Annotated in this window: 25 protein-coding genes; 3 read left to right on the forward strand and 22 right to left on the reverse strand. The window is 64.7% G+C overall.

The window, feature by feature from the left end:
- Positions 1–160 precede the first annotated feature (160 nt).
- Positions 161–1,084 (forward strand): GTPase Era, encoded by a 924-nt coding sequence (era, locus tag DEIDE_RS10630; RefSeq protein ID WP_012693960.1) that lies wholly within the window; start codon positions 161–163, stop codon positions 1,082–1,084.
- Positions 1,085–1,112: 28 nt separating this feature from the next.
- On the opposite strand, the gene DEIDE_RS10635 is transcribed toward era, so the two are convergent.
- From DEIDE_RS10635 to DEIDE_RS10650, 4 genes are all read right to left on the reverse strand, one after another.
- Positions 1,113–1,592, reverse strand: a complete 480-nt coding sequence (locus tag DEIDE_RS10635) for a Nudix hydrolase (RefSeq protein ID WP_012693961.1) — start codon at positions 1,590–1,592, stop codon at positions 1,113–1,115.
- 2 nt (positions 1,593–1,594) lie between these two features.
- Positions 1,595–2,113, reverse strand: coding sequence for a YfiT family bacillithiol transferase (locus tag DEIDE_RS10640; protein ID WP_012693962.1), 519 nt, complete (start codon positions 2,111–2,113; stop codon positions 1,595–1,597).
- On the reverse strand, positions 2,110–2,502 hold the full coding sequence (locus DEIDE_RS10645) for a nucleotide pyrophosphohydrolase (protein WP_012693963.1): 393 nt from the start codon (positions 2,500–2,502) through the stop codon (positions 2,110–2,112). The genes DEIDE_RS10640 and DEIDE_RS10645 overlap by 4 nt, the downstream gene beginning before the upstream one ends.
- Positions 2,503–2,588: 86 nt before the next feature.
- Positions 2,589–3,086: a DUF4384 domain-containing protein gene (locus tag DEIDE_RS10650; RefSeq protein ID WP_012693964.1), complete on the reverse strand. Its 498-nt coding sequence runs from the start codon at positions 3,084–3,086 to the stop codon at positions 2,589–2,591.
- Between the two features lie 100 nt (positions 3,087–3,186).
- Between DEIDE_RS10650 and ftsH the strand changes: the two genes are divergently transcribed.
- On the forward strand, positions 3,187–5,043 hold the full coding sequence (gene ftsH, locus DEIDE_RS10655) for an ATP-dependent zinc metalloprotease FtsH (RefSeq protein ID WP_012693965.1): 1,857 nt from the start codon (positions 3,187–3,189) through the stop codon (positions 5,041–5,043).
- 3 nt (positions 5,044–5,046) lie between these two features.
- On the opposite strand, the gene DEIDE_RS10660 is transcribed toward ftsH, so the two are convergent.
- From DEIDE_RS10660 to DEIDE_RS10675, 4 genes are all read right to left on the reverse strand, one after another.
- A complete protein-coding gene (locus DEIDE_RS10660; protein WP_012693966.1) occupies positions 5,047–6,300 on the reverse strand; it encodes a mechanosensitive ion channel family protein in 1,254 nt (417 codons plus the stop codon).
- Positions 6,301–6,404: 104 nt separating this feature from the next.
- Positions 6,405–7,442: a phosphate acyltransferase PlsX gene (gene plsX / locus DEIDE_RS10665; protein WP_012693967.1), complete on the reverse strand. Its 1,038-nt coding sequence runs from the start codon at positions 7,440–7,442 to the stop codon at positions 6,405–6,407.
- Positions 7,432–8,025: a LabA-like NYN domain-containing protein gene (locus DEIDE_RS10670; protein WP_012693968.1), complete on the reverse strand. Its 594-nt coding sequence runs from the start codon at positions 8,023–8,025 to the stop codon at positions 7,432–7,434. The genes plsX and DEIDE_RS10670 overlap by 11 nt, the downstream gene beginning before the upstream one ends.
- Positions 8,026–8,081: 56 nt before the next feature.
- Complete coding sequence (locus DEIDE_RS10675; RefSeq protein ID WP_012693969.1) at positions 8,082–8,456, reverse strand: DUF309 domain-containing protein; 375 nt, start codon at positions 8,454–8,456, stop codon at positions 8,082–8,084.
- Positions 8,457–8,546: 90 nt separating this feature from the next.
- Here DEIDE_RS10675 and trxA point away from each other — a divergent pair, with 90 nt between their 5' ends.
- Positions 8,547–8,876, forward strand: coding sequence for a thioredoxin (gene trxA / locus DEIDE_RS10680; RefSeq protein ID WP_012693970.1), 330 nt, complete (start codon positions 8,547–8,549; stop codon positions 8,874–8,876).
- A gap of 66 nt (positions 8,877–8,942) precedes the next feature.
- Here trxA and DEIDE_RS10685 read toward each other — a convergent pair whose 3' ends face one another.
- The 14 genes from DEIDE_RS10685 to DEIDE_RS10750 all read right to left on the reverse strand — a co-directional run bounded on the left by DEIDE_RS10685 (position 8,943) and on the right by DEIDE_RS10750 (position 21,325).
- Positions 8,943–9,515 carry an RBBP9/YdeN family alpha/beta hydrolase gene (locus DEIDE_RS10685; protein ID WP_012693971.1) on the reverse strand — a complete coding sequence of 191 codons (573 nt, stop codon included), beginning with the start codon at positions 9,513–9,515 and terminating at the stop codon, positions 8,943–8,945.
- Between the two features lie 61 nt (positions 9,516–9,576).
- Positions 9,577–9,927 (reverse strand): 50S ribosomal protein L17, encoded by a 351-nt coding sequence (rplQ, locus tag DEIDE_RS10690; RefSeq protein ID WP_012693972.1) that lies wholly within the window; start codon positions 9,925–9,927, stop codon positions 9,577–9,579.
- Positions 9,928–10,079: 152 nt separating this feature from the next.
- On the reverse strand, positions 10,080–11,081 hold the full coding sequence (locus DEIDE_RS10695) for a DNA-directed RNA polymerase subunit alpha (RefSeq protein ID WP_012693973.1): 1,002 nt from the start codon (positions 11,079–11,081) through the stop codon (positions 10,080–10,082).
- Positions 11,082–11,095: 14 nt separating this feature from the next.
- Positions 11,096–11,716 (reverse strand): 30S ribosomal protein S4, encoded by a 621-nt coding sequence (gene rpsD, locus DEIDE_RS10700; protein WP_012693974.1) that lies wholly within the window; start codon positions 11,714–11,716, stop codon positions 11,096–11,098.
- 145 nt (positions 11,717–11,861) lie between these two features.
- Complete coding sequence (gene rpsK, locus DEIDE_RS10705; protein ID WP_012693975.1) at positions 11,862–12,257, reverse strand: 30S ribosomal protein S11; 396 nt, start codon at positions 12,255–12,257, stop codon at positions 11,862–11,864.
- A gap of 3 nt (positions 12,258–12,260) precedes the next feature.
- Positions 12,261–12,641 (reverse strand): 30S ribosomal protein S13, encoded by a 381-nt coding sequence (rpsM, locus tag DEIDE_RS10710; protein WP_012693976.1) that lies wholly within the window; start codon positions 12,639–12,641, stop codon positions 12,261–12,263.
- Between the two features lie 2 nt (positions 12,642–12,643).
- Positions 12,644–12,757 carry a 50S ribosomal protein L36 gene (gene rpmJ, locus DEIDE_RS10715; RefSeq protein ID WP_012693977.1) on the reverse strand — a complete coding sequence of 38 codons (114 nt, stop codon included), beginning with the start codon at positions 12,755–12,757 and terminating at the stop codon, positions 12,644–12,646.
- Between the two features lie 107 nt (positions 12,758–12,864).
- Complete coding sequence (gene infA / locus DEIDE_RS10720) at positions 12,865–13,107, reverse strand: translation initiation factor IF-1 (protein ID WP_012693978.1); 243 nt, start codon at positions 13,105–13,107, stop codon at positions 12,865–12,867.
- Positions 13,108–13,302: 195 nt separating this feature from the next.
- Positions 13,303–14,490 carry a vWA domain-containing protein gene (locus DEIDE_RS10725; protein WP_041227227.1) on the reverse strand — a complete coding sequence of 396 codons (1,188 nt, stop codon included), beginning with the start codon at positions 14,488–14,490 and terminating at the stop codon, positions 13,303–13,305.
- Positions 14,487–16,673 (reverse strand): DUF5682 family protein, encoded by a 2,187-nt coding sequence (locus DEIDE_RS10730; protein WP_012693980.1) that lies wholly within the window; start codon positions 16,671–16,673, stop codon positions 14,487–14,489. Before DEIDE_RS10730 ends, DEIDE_RS10725 begins: the two co-directional genes overlap by 4 nt.
- A 9-nt stretch (positions 16,674–16,682) precedes the next feature.
- Positions 16,683–17,789 carry an ATP-binding protein gene (locus tag DEIDE_RS10735; protein WP_012693981.1) on the reverse strand — a complete coding sequence of 369 codons (1,107 nt, stop codon included), beginning with the start codon at positions 17,787–17,789 and terminating at the stop codon, positions 16,683–16,685.
- Positions 17,786–19,276 (reverse strand): DUF5691 domain-containing protein, encoded by a 1,491-nt coding sequence (locus tag DEIDE_RS10740; RefSeq protein ID WP_012693982.1) that lies wholly within the window; start codon positions 19,274–19,276, stop codon positions 17,786–17,788. Before DEIDE_RS10740 ends, DEIDE_RS10735 begins: the two co-directional genes overlap by 4 nt.
- Complete coding sequence (locus DEIDE_RS10745; protein ID WP_083764253.1) at positions 19,273–20,574, reverse strand: SWIM zinc finger family protein; 1,302 nt, start codon at positions 20,572–20,574, stop codon at positions 19,273–19,275. Before DEIDE_RS10745 ends, DEIDE_RS10740 begins: the two co-directional genes overlap by 4 nt.
- Before the next feature lie 157 nt (positions 20,575–20,731).
- Positions 20,732–21,325 (reverse strand): adenylate kinase, encoded by a 594-nt coding sequence (locus tag DEIDE_RS10750; RefSeq protein WP_012693984.1) that lies wholly within the window; start codon positions 21,323–21,325, stop codon positions 20,732–20,734.
- Positions 21,326–21,396 lie beyond the last annotated feature (71 nt).

Below are 21,396 nucleotides of genomic sequence, written 5' to 3' on the forward strand. Positions count from 1 at the left end.
CACTGAGACCAGAAGGCAGCCCACACAGCCCCGCAGCGCAGCGGGGAAGCAGTGCGCTGCCTGGTCCGTCTACCCAGAGACCTGATAGTGCCAACGCTAATCCCACAAAAGGTGCAGAAAACGGGGGCAGCCCTGCCCACTCCGTGAGAGAATGTCAACCATGAGCGACCCCTCCATGACCTCCGACGGCGCCACGACCCACTCCGGGTTTGTAGCGATCGTCGGCAAGCCGAACGTCGGCAAGAGCACGCTGCTCAACAGTTTTCTGGGGACCAAGGTGGCACCCACCAGTCCGCGCCCGCAGACCACGCGCCGGGGCGTGCGCGGCATTTCCACGACCGACACCCATCAGATTGTCTTTGTGGATACGCCGGGACTGCACAAGCCCAAAGACGCCCTGGGCAAATACATGAACCACGAGGTGCACAGCGCCCTGGCAGACGTGGACGTCATCATCTGGGTGGTGGACCTGCGTCACCCCCCCACCGACGAGGACGAGCTGGTGGCCCGGCAGGTGCGCGAGCTGCCCAAGCCACTGTTTCTGGTCGGCAACAAGACCGACGCCGCCAAGTATCCGGATGAGGCCATGAAGCTCTACCGCGCCCAGCTTGAGGGCCGCAGCGCGGAAACCAGCGAGATCATGCTTTCTGCCCAGAACAACCCGCTGCAGGTGGCCACCCTGCGCGAGCAGATTCTGGACATCCTGCCGGAAAACCCGTTCTTCTATCCGCGTGGCGCGGCCAGTGATCAGAGCCGCGAGACATGGGCCGCCGAGATCATCCGCGAGGAAGCCATGAAGAAGCTGCGCGAGGAGTTGCCCTACGCCGTGGCCACGCGGGTCAACCGCTGGACCGAGCGTGAGGACGGCCTGCAGCGCATCGAGGGCGAGATCGTGGTGGAAAAGAACGCCCATAAGGGCATGGTGATCGGCTCGGGCGGCAAGCAGCTGCGCGAGATTGGTCAGGCTGCCCGCAAGCAGCTGGAAGTGTTCCTGGACCGCAAGGTCTTTTTAGGCCTGGAAGTCATCGTGATTCCCGGCTGGCGCGAGGACGAGGAAGCCCTGCGCGAACTCGGTTACGAGTAAGGGCGCTCAGCCCCACCGAGGCGGAGGCTCAGGCTTCCGCCTTCTGCTTTTTCCGCTCGCGCAGGGCCTCTTCGTAAAACAGCTTCGTGTGGTACATGCGGATTTCTCCGGCGGCATACAGCCCGAGAAATTCCGTTTCGCTGACGTACCGCACCTCGGCCACCTCCTGCCTCAGGACCGGTCGGAACACGGAACCCTCGGTTGGTTCGGCCAACCAGGCGTGGCGCAACACCAGCACCCCGTCCGGAAAGCGGCCCAGCAGGGCGCCCAGAAACTTCAGGAGGCGCACGCGTATCCCAGCTTCTTCCCAGGCCTCGCGCACGGCAGCGTCCTGCGGATTTTCCCCAGGCTCGACCGTCCCGCTGGGAAGATGCCATAAGCCCGCCTTCCCCATCTGCCCAGAGACTCCACGTTCACGGACCAGCAGGATGTCGCCGGCCCGGTTCAGCACCACCATACCGGCCGCCCGGTGCGTGACCGGAAGGTGAAACGACTCGCCGAACTGCACCGCTACCAGCCCTGACGTCCGCGCAGGCCCGTGACATGGGCGATGTGGTGACGTCCATGCCACGCATACATGCCCAGCAGCGTGTCCAGGGTGTAGGTGCGGCCCTGTGCGGGGTGCGTCCAGGGCCGGCCCCAATCGCTGACGCCTTCCAGGCTGGCCACCCAGCGGCGGTGCAGGCTCTCCAGGAGGTCCAGGCTGACGCCGACCGGCAGCCGGGCATCCGGCAACTCGGCCCAGAGCGTTTCGTCATACGGTCTGACGCCCGGGTTGTCCTCTGTCAGGGCCAGCTTCGTGCGGACGTAGGCGTTCAGGTGGCTGTCGGCCACGTGATGCACCACCTGCCGGACCGTCCACCCTTCCTCGCGGTACGGGGTATCCAGCTGGGCATCCGACAGGCCCTCGACCGACGCCCGCAGGGCCTGCGGCAGGGCACCCAGGGCAGCCAGCGCCCCGGACCGCTCCTGTTCAGAGAGGCTGAGGGGCGTGGGCATGGGTCCCAGGGGATAGCGCAGATCGCTCATGATTGAGCCTCCTGTTCCTGGAGCTCTCCGGACCGGAACTCATCAGGCTGGTCTTGTTTTTTCGTCCAGCGTGTGGCGTCACGCTGCTCGATCTTGGCCATCATGCGCTCGAACCCGCGCTCCAGATCCAGGCCGCGCTCGTTGGCCATGCACAGGGTGACGAACAGCAGGTCAGCCAGTTCCATCTCCAGGTCACCGGGCTCTTCGCCAGCCTTCGGCTTCTTGCCGTTCATGTGCGAGACCACGCGGGCGATCTCGCCGACTTCCTCGGTCAGGCGCGCCAGCATCAGGAGTGGCGGAAAGTAGCCCTCCTCGAACTGCGAGATAAACGCATCGACACGCCTGGAAGCCTGCGCGAAAGTCAGCGGATCGCCGGGGGTCAGGGTCATGGTCTCAGGCTAGCGGTTCCGGCAGGACGCCCATACACAACCTGAGAGCCACACCCCACCCGGATGCGGCTCTCAGGTTGTGCAGGTCAGCGGATGTACAGGAACGTTTCCTGAACATCGCGGTCGCTGGCCGCATACGGAGTCAGGTAGGCACTGGTGGCGGCATTCCACTGGGTGCCGTCATAGGTACCGCGCAGAATCAGGTCCCCCGTGGGACGCGTGCGGGTAAAAATCGCACGGACACGCTGCACGCCACGCGGAGCGGCGACGTTGTAGGTCACGCCGTCCTGCGGGCGGGGAAACACTGTGGTCCCGGCGTTGACATAAACGTTCTGAGCCAGGGTCGTTGCAAAGCCGTTCTGCAGGGCCACCAACGTGACATACCCGGCAGTGCGCGTGGTCAGCTGGAACCGCACTGCCTCACCCACGAAGTAGGAACTGCCTTCTCCACGGTCCGGAGCGAAGCGGGCGATCAGGTTGCTGGTGCTGCCGGTCAGCGACACATTGGGCCGGACCGTTACGGAGCAGGCGCTGAGGCCCAGGGCCAGCGTACCGAGAGCCAGGGCAGGGCGGACAGAGAGCATGCGCATAAGTTCAGCGTAAGCTCCGGATCTGACCGGAATCTGAGGCCTTTGGCTGCATCATCCCACCGTTGCCCACCTGGCGCAGGGCGTAGCATGGATCATGTTCCGTCGAGGCGTCCGGAGAGTGGTCCTGAGCCTGCTGCTGGCGTTGCCTGGCGCCCTGGCTGCCACAGCGCCGCCGTCTATGCCGGCCACGCCCTCCCGCCTCACAACGGTCCAGGGACCGTACACCACCAACCGGTTCTTTGAGGACCTGAAGGAAGGCCACGTCGCCGCGGTCACGCTGGACGGTGTCGGGAATGCCAATGTGACCTTGCACAGCAGCATGCGGACCCAGGCGCTGGTTGTTCCACCAGATGCCGCCACCCTGGCACGCATTCGTGCTGCGAACATTCCACTTCGCGTGCTGGCCGGGGGTTCGCCCTTGGGATGGGTGGGTCAGGTGATGCCACTGCTGGTCACTGCCCTGATTCTGCTGGTCCTGTGGCGCTCACTGCGGGGGCCACAGGCCAGCAACAACACAGCTCAATTCGGCAAATCGAAGGCAGCGGTGATCAGCGAGGGGCAGGTGAAGCTGAACTTCACGGACGTCGCCGGCTGTGACGAAGCCAAACAGGACCTCCAGGAAGTGGTGGACTTTCTGCGCCACCCCGAGCGCTACCACCAGCTCGGCGCCCGCATTCCCCACGGTCTGCTGCTCGTCGGTCCCCCCGGCTCTGGCAAAACCCTTCTCGCCAAGGCGGTCGCCGGTGAAGCGCGGGTACCGTACTTCTCCCTGTCCGGCTCAGACTTCGTCGAAATGTTCGTGGGCGTCGGCGCCGCCCGCGTACGCGACCTGTTCGAACAGGCCCGCAAACACGCACCCTGCATCGTCTTCATCGACGAGATCGACGCCGTGGGCCGCAAACGCGGCCTGAACGTCCAGGGCGGCAACGACGAACGCGAACAGACCCTCAACCAGCTGCTGGTGGAAATGGACGGCTTCGCCTCCGGACAGGAAGTCATCATCCTGGCCGCCACCAACCGCCCGGATGTCCTTGACGCCGCGCTGCTGCGTCCGGGACGCTTCGACCGTCAGGTGGTGGTCGACGCCCCCGACGTGCGGGGCCGCGAGATGATCCTGCGCATCCACGCCCGCAAGAAACCACTCGATCCGTCGGTGGATCTCTCGCTGATTGCCCGGCGCACCGCAGGCATGGTGGGGGCGGAACTGGAGAACCTGCTCAACGAGGCGGCCCTGCTGGCGGCGCGGGCGGGGCGGACGCGGATTGTGGGACGGGATGTGGACGAGGCCCGAGACCGGGTGCTGATGGGTCCCGAGCGCCGCAGCATGGTGGTCAGAGAAGCCGACCGTAAGGTTACCGCCTACCACGAGGTCGGTCACGCCCTCGCCGCCCAGTTATTGCCGCATGCCAACCGGGTGGCCAAACTGACGGTGGTTCCGCGTGGACGGGCCGCCGGCTACATGATGCCGGACGCCGACGACCGTCTGCACGTCACGCGCCCTGCCCTGGAAGACATGATTGCTGTGGCCCTGGCCGGGCGCGCCGCCGAGGACGTGGTTTACGGGGAAATCACCACCGGCGCCCAGAACGACTTTCAGCAGGCGACCGCCCTGGCCCGCCGGATGGTCACCGAATGGGGTATGAGCGCGCGCATTGGCAAGGTCGCCCTCGCCACTGAACAGGGCCGTGACCTGGGAGGCATGAGCCAATCGCTGCCCATCAGCGAGGCCACCGCGCAGGCAGTGGACGCGGAGGTACGTTCGCTGATCGACGCGGCCTACACCCGGGCCGTCACCCTGGTGCGCGAGCACCTGCCACAGGTCCACGAGGTGGTCAAAGTGCTGCTGCGCCTCGAAACCCTCAGCGGAGAGGAATTTGCCACACTTCTGGCGGGGGGCACGCTCGACGAACCTGTTCAGGAGCCGCTGGTGGCCTCTCCTCTGCCTGCCTGACGGTCAGGACTTGTCGTCCTCAGCGTCGCGCGTCAGGCTGGGTTTGACAGGTGCCTGCGTCCGCTCCTGCTCAGTCAGCGGCGTCGGCGTAGTGCTGATCAGACCCGGTGCCGGCGCGGACGGTGGCGTCTGCACGGACGGCTGCGTTTCGCGGGGCTGATCGTCACGTGTCAGCTTGATTTCAATGGGTCCGCCGGCAAAATTCAAACTGCGCTGCGGGAACGGGATTTCGATGCCTGCCTGATCCATAGCAATCTTGATCCGCCGGTTGAACTCCCGGCCCACTGCGTACTGGCTCTTGGGCTGCACCTTGAACAGGGCCCTTAAGGTCACGCCATCAGGGGTGAGCTGGGTGACACCCTGGATATCGGGCTCTTCCAGGAAATAGCCCTTCCACTCGTCGTCAGTGGCCAGTTCCTGGCTCACGGCCTTCAGGACCCGCAGGGCGTCGTTGATGTTGGCGTGGTAGGTCACGTCTACTGTCGCGACCACCCTCGACCAGTCCTTGCTGCTCACACTCACCGTGGCGATCTGCCCGTTGGGAATGATGTGAACCGTGCCGTCCAGGCCGCGCAGGGCTGTCATCCGCAGGTTCAGTTTCTCCACGCTGCCGCTCAGCAGTCCGGTGTTTACGGTGATGACGTCGCCCACGCCGTACTGGTCTTCAAGCAGAATAAAAAATCCCGTAAACACGTCCTTGACCAGACTCTGGGCGCCAAAACCCACGGCGATGCCCAGCACCGAGACCCCGGCCAGCAGGCTTGTGGCGTTCACGCCGAGGGACTGCAGCCCCGCAATCAGGCCGACAATCACGATCACTACCTTGAGGGTGCTGTCCACCACGCCTTTGAGGGTCTGCACGCGGACTGTGCGGCGGTTGAACTCATCGTCACTGCCCTGGACGATGCGTCCGCTGAGCGCACCCACCAAGTTCCACGCGATCAGCGCCAGCGCCAGAATCACCAGGGTCTGTCCCGCGCTGTGCCGGAACCACGACTGGATGTCCTGGCCAAGTTCAAACAGCAGTGGTACGTCCGGCAGATATACGACATTGGTGGCAATGGCCAGCCAGCCGATGATGACCAGCAGCCGCCAGATCCATTGCAGGGCCGTGCGCAGCGACCGGTTGATGTGAGGCTCCAGATGGCGCAGCAGAATGCGGCCAAAACGGTACAGGGCGTAGGCAACTGTCAGGGTCAGGGCCAGCCCCACCCAGACCTGAGGTTTTTGCAGTTGAAAGGTCAGCGTATCAAGCATCCTCGGTGCCTCCGGGGGAAGGTGCGCAAGTCCGGCGGACTGCGCGAACAGGAACGGGAAAAAAGCCAAGGCTTCCTGTCAGAAGCCAGCGGCTGGATCAGGTTTCAGGAGCGCTCTGCACCGAACGCCGCTTCCAGCCGCGGGATCAGGTTCGATTCATGTGCGCGGGCGGCGCGCAGCACAGCATTCTTCACGGCGCGCGCGTCAGCGCTGCCGTGACCGATAAAGGTCAGCCCACGCACCCCGATCAGGATGCTCGCCCCATAGGTACTGGGGTCCAGGCGTTCGGCCAGACCACGCAGGGAACCGCGCACGAGCAGTGCGCCCAGCTTGCTTTGCAGACTGCTGGTCAGGGCTTCCTTGACCCAGCCCAGCAGCACCCGAGCCTCGCCCTCGGCAAGTTTCAGAACCACATTGCCGGTAAAGCCGTCCGTAACCACAATGTCGGTGGTGGCCTTGAAAATATCGTTGCCTTCTACATTGCCATAGAAATTCACACCCTGGCCATGCAGCGCACGCAGCAGCGCGTGGGCTTCAAGAACCAGAGCACTGCCCTTGTGGTCTTCCTCGCCAATACTGAGCAGGCCAACCGTAGGGTCCTCTCGGTCCTCGAGCACTTTCAGGTACACCGTCGCCAGACGGGCCCACTGCGCCAGATACGCAGCTTTCACGTCGGCATTGGCTCCCACGTCCAGCAGGGTGGTAAAGCCGCCCCGGGCCGGCAGATGGGTCAGGATCGCCGGCCGATCAACCCCCCGGATCCGCCCCAGGGTCAGCAGCGCGCTGGCCATGGTCGCCCCGCTATGGCCCATGCTGACGGCGGCGGCCGCTTTGCCGTCCTTGACCAGACGGGTGCAGATGTTGATGCTGGCTCCGGTCCGCCCGCGTACATCGCTGGCGTGTTCGTCCATCCCAATCACATCAGTGGCGTCTACGACGTCAATAGGCAGGCTGCTGCTGCCAGAGTGTTTGCCCAGTTCGGCGTGCAGCGCCACCCGGTCGCCGACCAGCAGCACGCTGACTCCAGCGCGGGCCGCCTGCACAGCGCCGTCCACATTGGGCTCCGCGCCGTGATCACCGCCCATGGCGTCGAGCGCAATCGGCAGCGCCGTTGGCAACGGCGCTCCCGTCCTAGCGGTCATCCGTGTCACTCAGAGGAGCCGTGACGTAGAAAGGCCGGCTGTCCGCCGGGCGGTCGTGACCCCGCTGCTCGCTGGGCAGGCGGTAACCAGGGCGCTCGACATGCACGCGGATGTCCTTGAAATCCACGTACTCATCGGCGGCGTTGCGCAGCTCATAGCTGGTCATCTCAGCAATGCTGGCCACCACTACCCGCTTGCCACGGGCCCGCAACACCTCTACCGGGCGCTCGAAGTCGCCGTCACCAGTAAGCAGTACCGCTGTGTCGTACCGGTCGGCGGTGGTCAGCAGATCGGTCACGATCTCCACGTCCAGGTTGGCGCGGCGCGAGGTGTCGCCATGCTCGTCGGTACTTTCCCGGAGAGGGCGGGTACGTACGGTGTAGCCCATGTAGGTCAGGGCATCTGTAAAACGCTTCTGCTTGTCGTCAATCGGCATCGGAACAGCCGTGTAGTAAAAAGCGTTGTACAAGCGGCCCTGCGCAGCGAAGTGCTCCAGAATCTTGCGGTGGTCGAAATTCCAACCCAACCGCTTGGCTGCCGCGTACACGTTGGCGCCGTCAATAAACAGTGCAATACGTTCCATCCTGATAGGTCCCCCTGTCAATGTCAGTCTGTGCCTTCCGGTTTCAGACAGTTGCTCTACAGGATACCGGACCCGTCCGGCAGAGGCAGCACCGGCCGCAATGAGGAGTCGTGCAACGCCTCCCAGACTTCCTGGCGCAGTGCGGCAAGGTCCACGCCCCGGGTGCGGGCTGCGTAGCCTGGCGGCAGCTGTTCCAGGTGTTTCACGGCCTTGTGGTAATTACGGTGGGTCAGGCTGCCATGAACCCAGCGTTTGTGCAGCGCAGCGGCAAGCAGAATCACACCCTGCAGGAAGTGGCGCTCGGGGCCTGTCGACTGTAACCAGAGCGGCTCCCAGGCTTCGTGTGCCTCCCACCAGTGCCCGGCATTGAAGAGCGTCACGCCCGAGGCCCAGAGGTCCTGGCCGCCGCGCGTGGCAGAGTCGGAAGTCACGCTGCTCAGGGTAACCCCCGCACCTTCCAATGAATACGCCGTTAGGTGGGCCCCATGCAGGACGTAAGCACCGCGGCGTATATTCGTGGCATGAAACCAGTGGAACTTACCGACACCAACTTCACCAGTGAAATCGAACAGGGCCTGACCCTGGTAGATTTCTGGGCACCCTGGTGTGGACCCTGCCGCATCATTGCGCCGGTGATTGAGGAACTGGCCGGGCAGTACGAAGGCCGGGTCAAGATTGGCAAGGTCAACGTGGACGACAACCCCGTGACCCAGGGCCAGTACCGCGTCATGAGCATCCCCACCCTGATCCTGTTCAAAGACGGTCAGCCGGTCGAAGGTGTGGTGGGCGCACAACCCAAGCGTGCATTTGAAAGCCTGCTCGACAAGCATCTCGGCGTGGCAGCCAACTAAAGCCAGCGTCCGGCCTAGTCCGGCACCCGCCGCCTCTAGGGGCCGCGGGTGCTTTTGCGCCGTGTCTTACAGCCGCACAAAATCCGGGGGGGTCCAGGCGTGCATGGCTTCCGAAAGCAGCATCTCACCGTCCGGCCAGTCTCCATGCCCGCTCTCGGTATTGATGTGGCCGGCCTCCCCTGCGGTCATAAACTCAGCCTCCCAGGCCTGAGCAAAGAACTCTGCACGTTCGAAGCCGGCGTACGGGTCGTTTTCACTGGCAATGACCAGCGCAGGAAACGGCAACGGAGAAAGCGGCACAGGTGCCATCTGGCACACCGCCGGGTATAGGGCAGGCATGTCGGCCTGCTCGGCGTCGGTGGGTCCGACCAGTAGTGCACCCCGCACCCGTAGATGACCGCCGTACAGCTCGGCCCAGTGCACGATGGTCAGTACGCCGCAGGAGTGGCCCACCAGAATGAGGTCGCCTGGTGTGGCTTCAATCACCTGCTGAAGCCGCGCTGACCAACCCTGCGGCGTGGGATTTTCCGGGTCATCGTGGCGAACTCTGGACGCACCGAACTTCTGCTCCCAGAGGGTCTGCCAGTGGTCGGGGCCGCTGTCACCCAGGCCAGGGACGATTACGAGTTTCGGGGTCATGGGCTCAGGGTACACAAGAAAAACTCCCGCCGGAGCGGGAGCTTTCTGTATTTGTCTGGATTCAGACGAGTTCGATCAGGGCCATGGTGACGCCGTCACCGCGGCGGGTGCCCACGCGCAGGATGCGGGTGTAGCCACCGGGACGCTCGGCGTACTTGGGGGCCACTTCGTCCATGACCTTCCGCACGACAGCGTTGTCGTGGATGTCCTGGGCGACAAGGCGGCGGGCATGCAGATCGCCGCCCTTGGCAGTGGTGATGATCTTCTCGACGTAAGGGCGCAGCTCCTTGGCTTTCGTGAGGGTCGTCTGGATACGGCCCTCGCGCAGCAGCGCCGTCGCCTGGGCACGGGCCAGGGCGGTACGGGCACTGCTGTTGCGGTTGAGCTTGCGACCGGCTTTACCGTGACGCATGGGTGTTCTCCTTGGGGTTCAAGCCCTGGGGCTTGGGGGCGGTTGCCTTCATTCGCTGTGCGCCTGCCGGATACTGCGCCGTCAGCCGCTCTCTTAAAGACAACCTTGTTCGGTTCCTCGCTTCGCTCCGGTGGCCTGCGCCACCTGGCTGCTCAGTCGCGCAGAGCCAGCCCAAACTGGGCCAGTTGCTGCTTGATCTCGTCGAGGCTGCGCTCGCCGATCCCCGGGACCTTTTTGAGGTCGCGGTCGGACAGGGCGCACAGGGCGTCCACGCTGTCGATGCCTTCTTCCTTGAGGGAATGCAGCACGCGGGTGGTCAGACCCAGACCCTCGAGGGTCACGCGGGGCGAGTCGAGTTCGGCGGGGTAATCGCCGGGGTTCAGGTTGACGCTGCCGCTGGTGGGAGGCAGGTCGTACACGTTATGCGCCGGTACGGGCGTAGGCGTGTAGACCGGCGCCACGTCACTGACGAGGGCGGGCAGGGCTTCCACGTTCCCGAAGACAGTCAGCTCGTCACGAAGGATCTCGACAGACTTGTCGAGGGCGTCCTGCGGGCCGGTGCTGCCGTCGGTCCAGACGCGCAGGATCAGGCGGTCCAGGTCGGTCTGCTGACCCACGCGGGTATTTTCCACGTGGTAGGCCACACGGCGAACCGGGCTGAACACTGCGTCCACCGGGATCGAGTTGATGCGGTCCTTGGTGGCGTGCTTATCGGCGGGCACGTAGCCTTCGCCTTCTTCAACGCGCACTTCCATCACCAGTTTGCCGTCTTCGGCAAGGGTGGCGATGGTCAGGTCCGGGTTGACGATCTCCGCGTCACTGGGGACCTCAAAGGCACTGGCCTTCACGACACCTTCGCCCTGCGCACGCAGGGTCAGGGTCTTGGGACCACTCGTGTGAAACCTCACCACGAGTTCCTTGAGGTTCAGGATCAGCTGGATAACATCTTCCTTAACGCCAGGGATGGTTGAAAACTCGTGCAGAACATCCTCGATGTACACGCTGGTTACAGCCGTACCGGGGATCGAGGACATCAGGATGCGCCGGATGGGGTTCCCGATGGTGACGCCGTAACCGCGCGTGAGCGGCTCCAGGACGAACTCGCCGTAATTGCCGTCCACGCGGGCTTTGAGTTGGGGGCGCTTTTGATCCACTGGGGCCTCCTGATTTAGCGCGAGTAGTACTCGATGATGAAGTTCTCGTTAATAGGCAGGGCGAGGTCTTCACGCGCGGGGAGGCGGGAGAAGGTGCCCTTGAAGTTCTCGACATCCAGTTCGACCCAGGGGCTCACGCGGCGGCGCTTCTGCGCTTCCATGTTTTCCTGAACGAAGCCCATCTGACGGCTGCCTTCGAAGACGCTGATCTCGTCGCCGATCTTGACGCGGTAGCTGGGGATGTCGACTTTCTTGCCGTTCACGAGAATGTGGCCGTGGCCCACGAACTGACGGGCCTGACGGCGAGTGCTGGCAAAGCCCATACGGAACACGACGTTATCCAGGCGGCGTTCCAGCAGCTGCAGGAACACGGTGCCGGTCACGCCAGGAACGCTGGCCGCTTCCTCGAAGAGGTTGCGGAACTGCTTTTCGCCCATGCCGTACAGACGCGCGAGCTTCTGCTTTTCACGCAGACGCACGCTGTAGTCGCTGGGACGGCCGCGGCCACGGCGCTGACCGTGCTGGCCAGGCGCGTAGGGGCGCTTGTCGAGATACTTCTGGACTTTTTCAGTCTCCGCGAGGTTGATGCCTTCGCGGCGGCTGAGCTTGGTAATGGAACCACGGAAACGACCCATGTCTTAACTCTCCTGTGCGGCCAGGGAACCCGAGGCTCCTTCTGGCCGGGTCTGCGGCCCTCTGGTGCCCGCTTCCTCGCCGGTGGTGCGGCTTTTGCACACAGGTGTGCAGCGGAAACGGGGCAGGTGGGCGCGCGCGTGCGCTTTAGGCGCGGAACTTCTTCTTGGGGCGGCAGCCGTTGTGAGGCACGGGGGTGTCGTCCATGATGGACTTCACTTCGATGCCCGAGGCCTGAATCGCGCGGATGGCCTGCTCGCGGCCGGAGCCCGAGCCACGCACAATCACGTCAACGATGTTCATGCCGAAGGTCTGCTGCGCCTTTTTCACGGCGTCAGCGGCGGCCAGCTGAGCAGCGTAGGGGGTACCCTTCTTGCTGCCCTTGTAGCCGATGGTCCCGCCACTGCTCCAGGCGACAGAGTTGCCGTCCAGGTCGGTGATGGTAACGATGGTGTTGTTGTAGCTCGCATGCACGTACGCGCGGCCGGCGCTGATGTTGCGGCGGGCGCGACGGGGTGCCTTGCCTTTGGTGGGTTTCGCCATGGCTTACTTCCTCGTCGCCTTTTTCTTCCCGGCAACGGTCTTTTTCGGGCCTTTGCGGGTGCGGGCGTTGGTCTTGGTGCGCTGACCACGCACGGGCAGACCGCGGCGGTGACGCAGGCCGCGGTAGGCGCCGATGTCCATCAGACGCTTGATGTTCTGGCCGACTTCACTGCGCAGATCGCCTTCGACCTTGAAGGTCTTCTCGATGGCGTCACGCAGGGTGCTCTGTTCCGCTTCGGTCAGGTTCTTGACGCGGGTATCGGCACTGATGCCGGTCTGCGCCAGAACTTCCTTGCTGCGGGTCAGGCCAATGCCGTAGATGTAGGTGAGCGCAATTTCAATGCGCTTTTCGCGGGGCAGGTCAACACCAGCTACACGTGCCATGCTTAACCCTGCCTCTGCTTGTGCTTGACGTTGGAGCAAATGACCAGCACGCGCCCATGGCGGCGGATCACTTTGCAGTTGTCGCACATCTTTTTGACACTGCTACGAACTTTCATTGCTTCCTCCTCGCGCCGCCGCACCAATCATGGTGCTTTTCGAGCAGCGCTCGACCCCCCTCCCACCTTGGCGGGTGGGGAATCTGTTGGGTACCTCTGCCTGGCCGTTACTTGCGGTAGACGATGCGCCCTCGAGTGGTGTCGTAGGGGCTGATTTCCAGAACCACGCGGTCTCCCGGCAGAATGCGGATGTAGTGAATACGCATCTTGCCGCTGATGTAAGCCAGGATGTCATGCCCGGTGTCGAGCTTCACACGGAACGTGGTGTTTGGCAGTGCCTCTTCAACCACGCCCTCTGCCCGCACAGTGTCGGACTCTTCCTTCTTACGCTTTTCCCGCTGTTCCGGCATCTTTCGTCTCGCCACGCAACCTCCAGGCCTGATACAAGCCAAACGTAAAGGTATCATGGCTCTGGACCGCAGAGCAAGACACGGCAGACAGTTCGTCCGTAGGGCACCTTCCTTCTTTTTGCGTCCATCTATTGAGGACAAAAACAGGGCCTGCTCTGGGTTCTAAAAGCTCTGCAGGGCAGAAGCGGGCCTACATCATTGCTCGTGTCCTGCTGACCCCCGAACCACCAGCCCCTGTTCGCCCGCCCAGGCCGCAACATCATCGCCCCGGATGGCTGCGGCCATCAGCGCCGGGAAGTGGTCGGGCGTGCAGGCAAAGGCGGGAATCTGCAGCTGAGCAAAGGCGCGGGCCACCCGGTGGTCGTAACTGGGTGAGCCGTCATCGGACAGCGCCAGCAGGGCAATCATGTGGACACCGGCGTCCTTGAGGCTCCGGGCCCGGGCGAGCATCTCCCGCTCGTTCCCGCCTTCATACAAGTCCGAGATCAGCACCAGGATGGTCTGCTCCGGGCGCCGGATCACGCCCTGGCAGTACGCCAGCGCACGGTTGATGTCGGTCCCGCCGCCCAGCTGAACGCCGTAGAGCAGGTCAACGGGATCTTCCAGGTGCTCGGAGAGATCCACCACTTCGGTATCGAACGCCACGACCCGCGTGGCCACCGCCGGCATTGACGACAAGACGGCTCCGAAGACACCGGCATACACGACACTGGAGGCCATGCTGCCCGACTGGTCCAGGCACAGCACGATGTCGCGCAGGCTGCGCCGCTTGCGCCCCATACCGACCAGACGCTCAGGAATGATCGTCTGCCGGTCCGGCAGGTAGTTCTTGAGGTTGACCCGGATGGTCCGGTCCCAGTCGATCTCGCTGGGGCGGGGTCTGAAATTGCGCTGGGCGCGGTTCAGACTGCCGCTGACCGCTGCTCGCGTGGGCTCCTCAAGGCGCCGGGTCAGATCGTCTACCACCCGGCGAACCACTCCACGCGCTGCGTCCTTGGCCGCCGCAGGCATGACCCCCTTGAGGCTGAGCAGCGTGCCTACCAGATGCACGTCCGGCTCCACGTGCTCAAGCATTTCCGGCTCGAACAGCAGCCGCGTGAGGTCCAGGCGCTCGATGGCGTCGGCCTGCATGACCCTCACCACGCTGGCCGGGAAGAACTCCCGCAAATCCGCGAGCCAGCGGGCCACCCTGGGCGCGCTGGAACCCAGACCGGCACGCCGCGAGCCCGTCTCGGCGTCGTACAGCCCGCTGAGGGCGTCGTCCATCCGCTGGTCCTCGATGGTCAGTGCGACGCCTTCGCCAGCACCACTCAGACCGTCAGCCTCGCCCCCCCCCAGCACCAGACGCCAGCGGCGCCGGGCTTCATCATTCATAGCCGTCATGAACCCACCCCCAGCATCCGTGCGACCACCGGCACGACACGCAGACCCCGTTCCTCGCTGAAGGCGTACGGTGCGGCCTGTACTGAACTGCCGCCTGTACGCAGCGCTTCCCCAATGGCGCGGCGCTCAGCTTTCTCGAAACGGCTGAACACCCGGCGCAGCAGCGGCAGCACCTCCTGAAACACCTGCGCGTCCAGGCTGGTCAGCCACCCGTCCAGCAGCGAGAGCAGGACACGGTCATGGGTCAGCAGAATCCCACTCTGTCCCAGAAACCCGTCCAGCCAGGCCGTCACCGCCTGTGGCGGCTGAGCATGAGCCAGGGCCAGCTGCATGTGCCGCTCGACCGTGGAGGCCTCCAGCTCTCCGCCGTCCCGCAGCCGCCGCACGGCGTCTCCTGCCAGCAGGGGCGGAATATCCTCCCGGGCCGCCAGTTCATGCAGAGCCGCGTACCACTCGCTCAGGGCTTCGGGATCATCCAGCAGGCGCACGGCTGCGTCGGCTTCCTGCACCGCAGTGCGTAGCTCGGTCGCTGCGTCGTCGGCCAGACCCGTGGCGGTGGCAGGAAGCCCCACACTGGCCCGTGTCAGCAGGGCGCGGAAGGTGCCGGTGGCTTTGAGGTCACCGGTGACCCGGCCACGCACATCGCCGTAGCGGGCCAGCCGGGCCAGAGGCGGCAAAGCTGCAAGCATCTCTCCCACGTCTGCGCTGACTGCTGCGCGGGCGTCCAGGGCCGTCAATGCCGGGGGCAGGGCACCCGGGAGGTCGGCATACCGCACCGACTCCAGAAGGACTGTCAGCTCACCCAGAGTCGCGGCCTCCCTGGCACGGTTCACGGCGTGAGCTGTGGCGGCCGACTCCACCGTCTGGCCCCAGCGGCTGGCTTCAACCAGCCGGACACTGAATTCCGGCGCCCACTCCAGTGCCCAGGCTTCCTTGAAGGTGCCGCGTCCACCGCTGTAGCGCACCTGTGCCCAGGGCACTCCCAGCAGGTTCAGGCGGTGAAACAGGGCGCTGCGGGCCAGATCGTGATCCTCGCGCAGGTCCAGCGTCAGGTCCAGGCGGTCCGGCTGCACTTTCAGCCGCAGCCGCTTCTGCTGCCGGGCCAGATCCTGAGCCAGGGGCACACTTGGCGTGTCGTCAGGAACCCGGCCCAGGGTCTCCCCCACCACCAGTTGCCGCTCGATGAGGCGCAAAGGCAGGTCACTGTCCCAGCCGAAGACGCTCATGGCCGCCTCGTTCAGCTCGTCCAGCCCCGGAAGGCGCCGGCCACGCAGCGCCGCCAGGGTACCCGCCAGCCGGGTCGCTTCGATCACGCCGGCACTGCTGGCATCCAGCCGCTCGGCACGCAGCAACCGGCCCACCCGGGCAAACCAGCGTTCGGTCACGTGTTCAGGAGAGGTAAAGAGATGATGGTAGTAACCGGGGGACCGCACGCCCGCGCCGTAGCCACTGTGCACCGAGAGCCTCCCGTGGGTCCAGGGCACCCAGGTCAGACTGACTTTAGCCTTGGGAAGCCCCTTGAGCAGCGCAACGTCATCTTTGGCCCGGAACGCGGCCAGGTCCAGCGCTGGAGCGTGCCAGGCGCCGCAGACTACCGCCACCCTCCGGAAACCCTCCTTTTGCACTGCACGCAGGGTCTGGCGCATGAAGGCCTCGCGCTGCGCTTCTGTTCCCGAGGCCACTGGCGCGTCTTCCCGGACTGCCTGCATGGCCTCAAGCACCGCACCGAAAACCTCAAAATCGTCGCCGCGCGCCTCCACCAGCGTTTCCCACCAGCGCTCGAAGTCGGTATGTCCGGCAGCTTCGGCCAGCAGGCGCAGGGGGTCGGTGTGCAGGTCATCCCCCTCTTCCGGCGTCCTCTCCTGGGCCAGGGTCGTGCTGGCGGGGAGATCCATGAAGCGCGCGGAAACGCCAGCCGCAGCTGCCCAGCGGAACGCCACGTACTCCGGGCTGAACGACGCGAACGGCCAGAAGGACGCCCTGGAGGGGTCTTCATTGACATAGCCCAGAAGCGCTACAGGAGGCTGCAGGTCCGGGTCGGTCAAGAACGGCAGAACAGAGTCGGCATCAGCAGGTCCTTCCACCAGCACCAGGTCCGGCTGAAGCTGCTTCAGGGCATGCTCCAGGCTGCGCGCACTGCCCGGCCCGTGATGCCGGATGGGAAACAGGGTGACCTCACTCATGGGCAGGCCTCAGCTCACCGCCCGGCACGCCTTGTAAAACGCCTTCCAGTCGTCACGTTTGCGGGCCACCGTCTCCAGGTACTCGCGCCAGATCACGCCGTCCTGCACAGGGTCTTTGACCACCGCGCCTACCAGGCTGGCGGCTGTGTCGTGTGCTCCAAGCTCCCCGTTTCCGAAATGCGCCGCGAGGCTCAGCCCCTGGTTGACCACACTGATCGCCTCAGCCGTGCTGAGGCTGCCGCTGGGACTCTTGAGCTTGGTTTTGCCGTCCTCGGTCACCCCGGCACGCAGTTCACGGAAGACCGTCACGATACGGCGCACCTCTTCCAGCGCAGGCGGCGCAGCTGGAATCTGCAGGGAGGCAGCCAGCTGGCTTACCCGCTGAACCACGATGCTGACCTCGTCGTCCAGGGTGTCGGGCACCGGCAGAACCACCGTGTTGAACCGGCGTTTCAGGGCGCTGGACAGTTCGTTGACGCCCTTGTCGCGGTTGTTGGCCGTGGCGATCAGGTTGAAGCCGCGCACCGCCTGCACTTCCGTGTTCAGTTCCGGGACCGGCAGGGTCTTTTCGGACAGCACCGTAATCAACGTGTCCTGCACGTCGCTCTGCACGCGGGTCAGCTCTTCCAGGCGGGCAATCTTGCCGTCCCGCATGGCGCGCAGGACCGGGCTTTCCACCAGTGCGGCCGGGCTGGGTCCCTCGGCAAGCAGACGCGCGTAGTTCCAGCCGTAACGGATGCTTTCCTCACTGGTGCCCGCGGTGCCCTGAACCAGCAGGGTGCTGTCACCGGAAATTGCAGCCGCCAGGTGCTCGCTGACCCAGCTCTTTGCAGTTCCCGGCACCCCGATCAGCAGCAGGGCGCGGTCGGTGGCCAGGGTCGCTACGGCAATTTCCATCAGTCGCCGCTCACCGATGTACTTGGGAGAAATCGGGGTGCCGTCACCGGCCTGCCCACCCAGCAGATACGTCAGCACTGCCTGGGGGCTGAGGTTCCAGCAGGGCGGGCGCGGGCGGTCATCGTGTGCGGCAAGGGCAGCCAGTTCGTGGGCATAGGCCTGTTCGGCATGCTGGCGCTGGACATCAGGGCGAGGCGGGGTGGGGACAGCGTGAGTCATGACTTAGCTCCTTGCTGAAAGTCAGCGTGCATCTGGGCACGCAGGCTGAGGGTGCCCAGCAACTCGCTCAGGGCACGGTGAGCAATCTCCGGGGCAGTATCGGGGAGGGGGTCGGGGGCAGGAACCGAAGGGTCTGCGCACAATGAGGTCAGGGAAAGAAGTTGCTGCCAGAACCTGTCCCAGGCGGAGTAGGAGCTCAGGTCGTTCAGGCGGTCACGCAGGGCGCGGATCACGTCGCGGCTCAGCTCAGCAGGCCAGGGACTGGGAAGCGCTTCAAGCAGGTGGTACGCCTTATCAGCCCGGCGACCCGCCAGTGCCAGTCTGAGCTCGGCATACAGGGCAGTCACGGGTCCCAGGCGCAGCAGGCCAGGTTCATGTGGAAAGTGCGGCAGCAGGGCCTGTGCAGTGGGGCGGTGCCGGGCCACCATCGTGCGGGCCGCCAGGGTATCCAGAGCGTCAAGCTGACTTGCCATCCCGACCAGTTGCGTGGGTGACAGGTTCAGCACGTCCAGGAGAGCCTGGGGATGGGCCGCGCCCAGCAGTGCCCGCAGCAGCGAGATGCCACTGTGGGGATCACGCCGGGCCGCGTCCACCAGCCCGTCACGCTTCAGGTCTGTATCCGGCGTGGACACAGAAGGCACAGCAACATCTTCCCCTGCCGCCAGACGAGAGCCCAGGTCACCTGGCAGCAGGGCCTGTGCCTGCGCCGCATAACGGCGGTTCAACGCACTGCGCGGCCACAACCGCAACACTTCACGGGCCAGATGCGCCACATCAGTGCTGCGGTCATTCAGCGCATCTTCGAGCAGGGACTCAAGCACCTCGTCCTCTGGCTCCAGGGTGTCGAGCAGAGCCGAGAGCAGACGCCGGCGGGTCCCGGCGCGCTCCGCAGCAAAGTGGACGCGCAGCAGTTCCCGCGCAATCTCAGGATCCCTGGCGCGCCATGTGCGGAAGATGCCCTCACGCCCGGCCTCGCTGGCCTCGTCCCAGGCATCCGGGTCAGGGCCCGCCGTGGTCTTGCCCCCCGCCAGAAATCGCCAGTCGGGGTTAAAGGCCGCCAGCCAGACTCCACGTTCGCTCAGCACCGGGCGCAGCTGCTCCCGCAGGGTGGTGTCCTGCCGCGCCCTATCAAGCAGTTCAGGCAGTGAGGCCGGCGGCACGTGCCAGCCAGCAGCCGCACAGAGTTGCAGCCATTCCGCCAGCAGGGGCGTACCCACGACCAGGGAAAGGTGCCGCGCGGCGCACGCCGGGGCTTCAGGCCGGGTCTCTTCCGGGGCCGTGGGTGGCAACTCTGTGGCTGCGCGGTCCACGGCCCGGCCAGCCAGCCGGACGCTAGCCGCCAGCGAAGCGCGGGAGAGCAGCATCTGTTCCGGCGTGCCCGGCAATGTGTTCAGAAGTCCGGCCAGGGGCGAACCTTCATGGACAGGCAGGGACGCACGTGAGGTTCCCACCAGCGCACAGGCCAGCAGAGCGTCAAAGTCGTTCATGCCTGCTCCTCCCGGCCGCGCAGCGGCGTCAGCCCGGTGGGTTCCAGCAGACTAAGCGGTGTAAAGCCCGCGCCGTCCCACTCTCCGAAGATGGTTACGGGCCCGCCAGCACTGCGGGCAAGCATCCCCAGCAGCAGGCGCTCGTCACCCATCAGCGGCAGCGCCTGCCCGTGTTCATCTCCTACCTGCCAGCCCGGCAGGAGCCTGACCGGACCCACAAGGTGGGCCGTACGCTCCCGCCAGGGATTCAGTGCCAGCGCCTGAGCGTGGGTGTCGAGCAGGATTTCCAGCGTGATGCCCACCCCCACTGTCACTGGCTCGACACCCCTGACCTCGCCCCGGATGACTGCACGCTGAGGTGCGGCAGACGGCACAAAACACACCTCTGCCTGTACGCTCTGTCCCACCGGAAGCCCAGGCGGGAGGGGACGCCCGGCCACAGCAAAATCCAGCAGCAGGGCGCTGCGTTCTCCCCGTCGCAGCCAGGTGCGCCGGGTGGTCAGGTTATCTTCATCTCTGAGCGTGATCTGTCCCAGCACCTCCCAGCAAGCTGCTGCCGAGACACTCAGGTCTGCTTGGTTCAACGGAAATCCCAGAGCGGCACGCAGATCAGCCTGCTGATTCGAATCCAGAGCCTCCCGCCGGGTCCAGGCCTCGCAGAGCAGGTGCAGCAATGACAGATGGGTCAGCAGCGCCGCCGGATCATCCAGCAGTTCAGGAACACGGCGCACCTGCCGAGCGGCACCTGGAGCCTGAGCGTCCACCAGACGCGCTGCCTGAGTATCCCAGTCGGTGTAGGGGCGGACCCTGGCCTGAGCCAGACCGTCACGCACCAGATCCTGCAAAAAGATATCCAGCCCAGCCAGCCCCGCAGTAACCTTCCGTTCGCGAGCCGCACGCCGCCTGGCCTGGGCCGCAGGGTCAGCGTCCTTTGTGGCCGTGGCCGAAGGCACTCCTTTCTGACCAGCGCGCTCCTGACGGCCATGAAGCCAGGTCTGGATACTTTCAGGGGCAGGTTCCGTACCGAAACTGTCCGCGTAAGAGACGGACAGTAGCAGCAGCGCCAGCGCATGCTTACAGGGAAATTTGCGGCTGGGGCAACTGCATTTACTCACCAGTCCGTCCAGGTCGACAGCAGTCAGATACGGAGTCTTGCCACTTCCCTGACACCGGCCCCACACGACGCCGCCGGGCAAATTGAGCTCTGGCCAACGCGCCGGCGTAGCCAGACTGCGGGCGCTCGCTCCACTGCCGCTATCGGATGCAAGAGCAAGAATACTGTCGGAAGTCAAAGCCATCGTAGAAACCTCTGAGTGAATTACGCTTTGAACGTAATTGTAGCAGAGTTACACTGTGATCGCAACTCCAAATGCTGGAAAGAGATCTGGGGCAAAAAGGGAACGGGAGGCCTGTAACTTCAGGCCTCCCGCAGCTCGGTGCTGTAGCACTACAGCTTTACTGCATCCCCTTCAGAATCCGGTCGTAGACCTCATCCAGGCTGCCTACTCCATTGACCGTATACAGCTGGCCGCGTCCCGCGTAGTAGTCGATCAGCGGCTGAGTCTGCTCGCGGTAGACCTGCTGACGCCGGCGGGCGGTCTCTTCATTGTCGTCGCTGCGAACAGCCTCGCCGCGCGCCTGAGCCTGATTGCCACGCTCCACGATCCGGTCAATCAGGACCTGATCCGGCACTTCGAGCAGTGGAACGGCCGTCACCGGGGCGCCGAGGTCTTCAAGCAGCGCGTCAAGCGCTTCAGCCTGCGCGCCGGTCCGGGGGAATCCGTCAAAGATCACGCGTACAGGCCTCATGCCCGCCAGCTTGTCGCGGATCAGTGCGATCAGGATCTCGTCGGGAACGAGGTGACCTGCGTCCAAGATGGGTTTGACCTGCTGGCCCAGCTCAGTACCGCGCGCTACATGATCGCGCAGAATATCTCCTGTACTGATCTTGGTCAGTGACTGCTCTTGGGCCAGTCGTTCGGCCTGCGTGCCTTTACCGGCCCCAGGCGGGCCCAGGAAGATCACAACCTTGTTTTCCGTTTGCGTCAAGTTAGCGCTCCTTTGACTGGTCTTATGGCATCCGTCGCGCGGGATTCCCGGCTGGAACACACCTGTCTGAA

The organism is Deinococcus deserti VCD115 (assembly GCF_000020685.1).
GTDB lineage: Bacteria > Deinococcota > Deinococci > Deinococcales > Deinococcaceae > Deinococcus > Deinococcus deserti.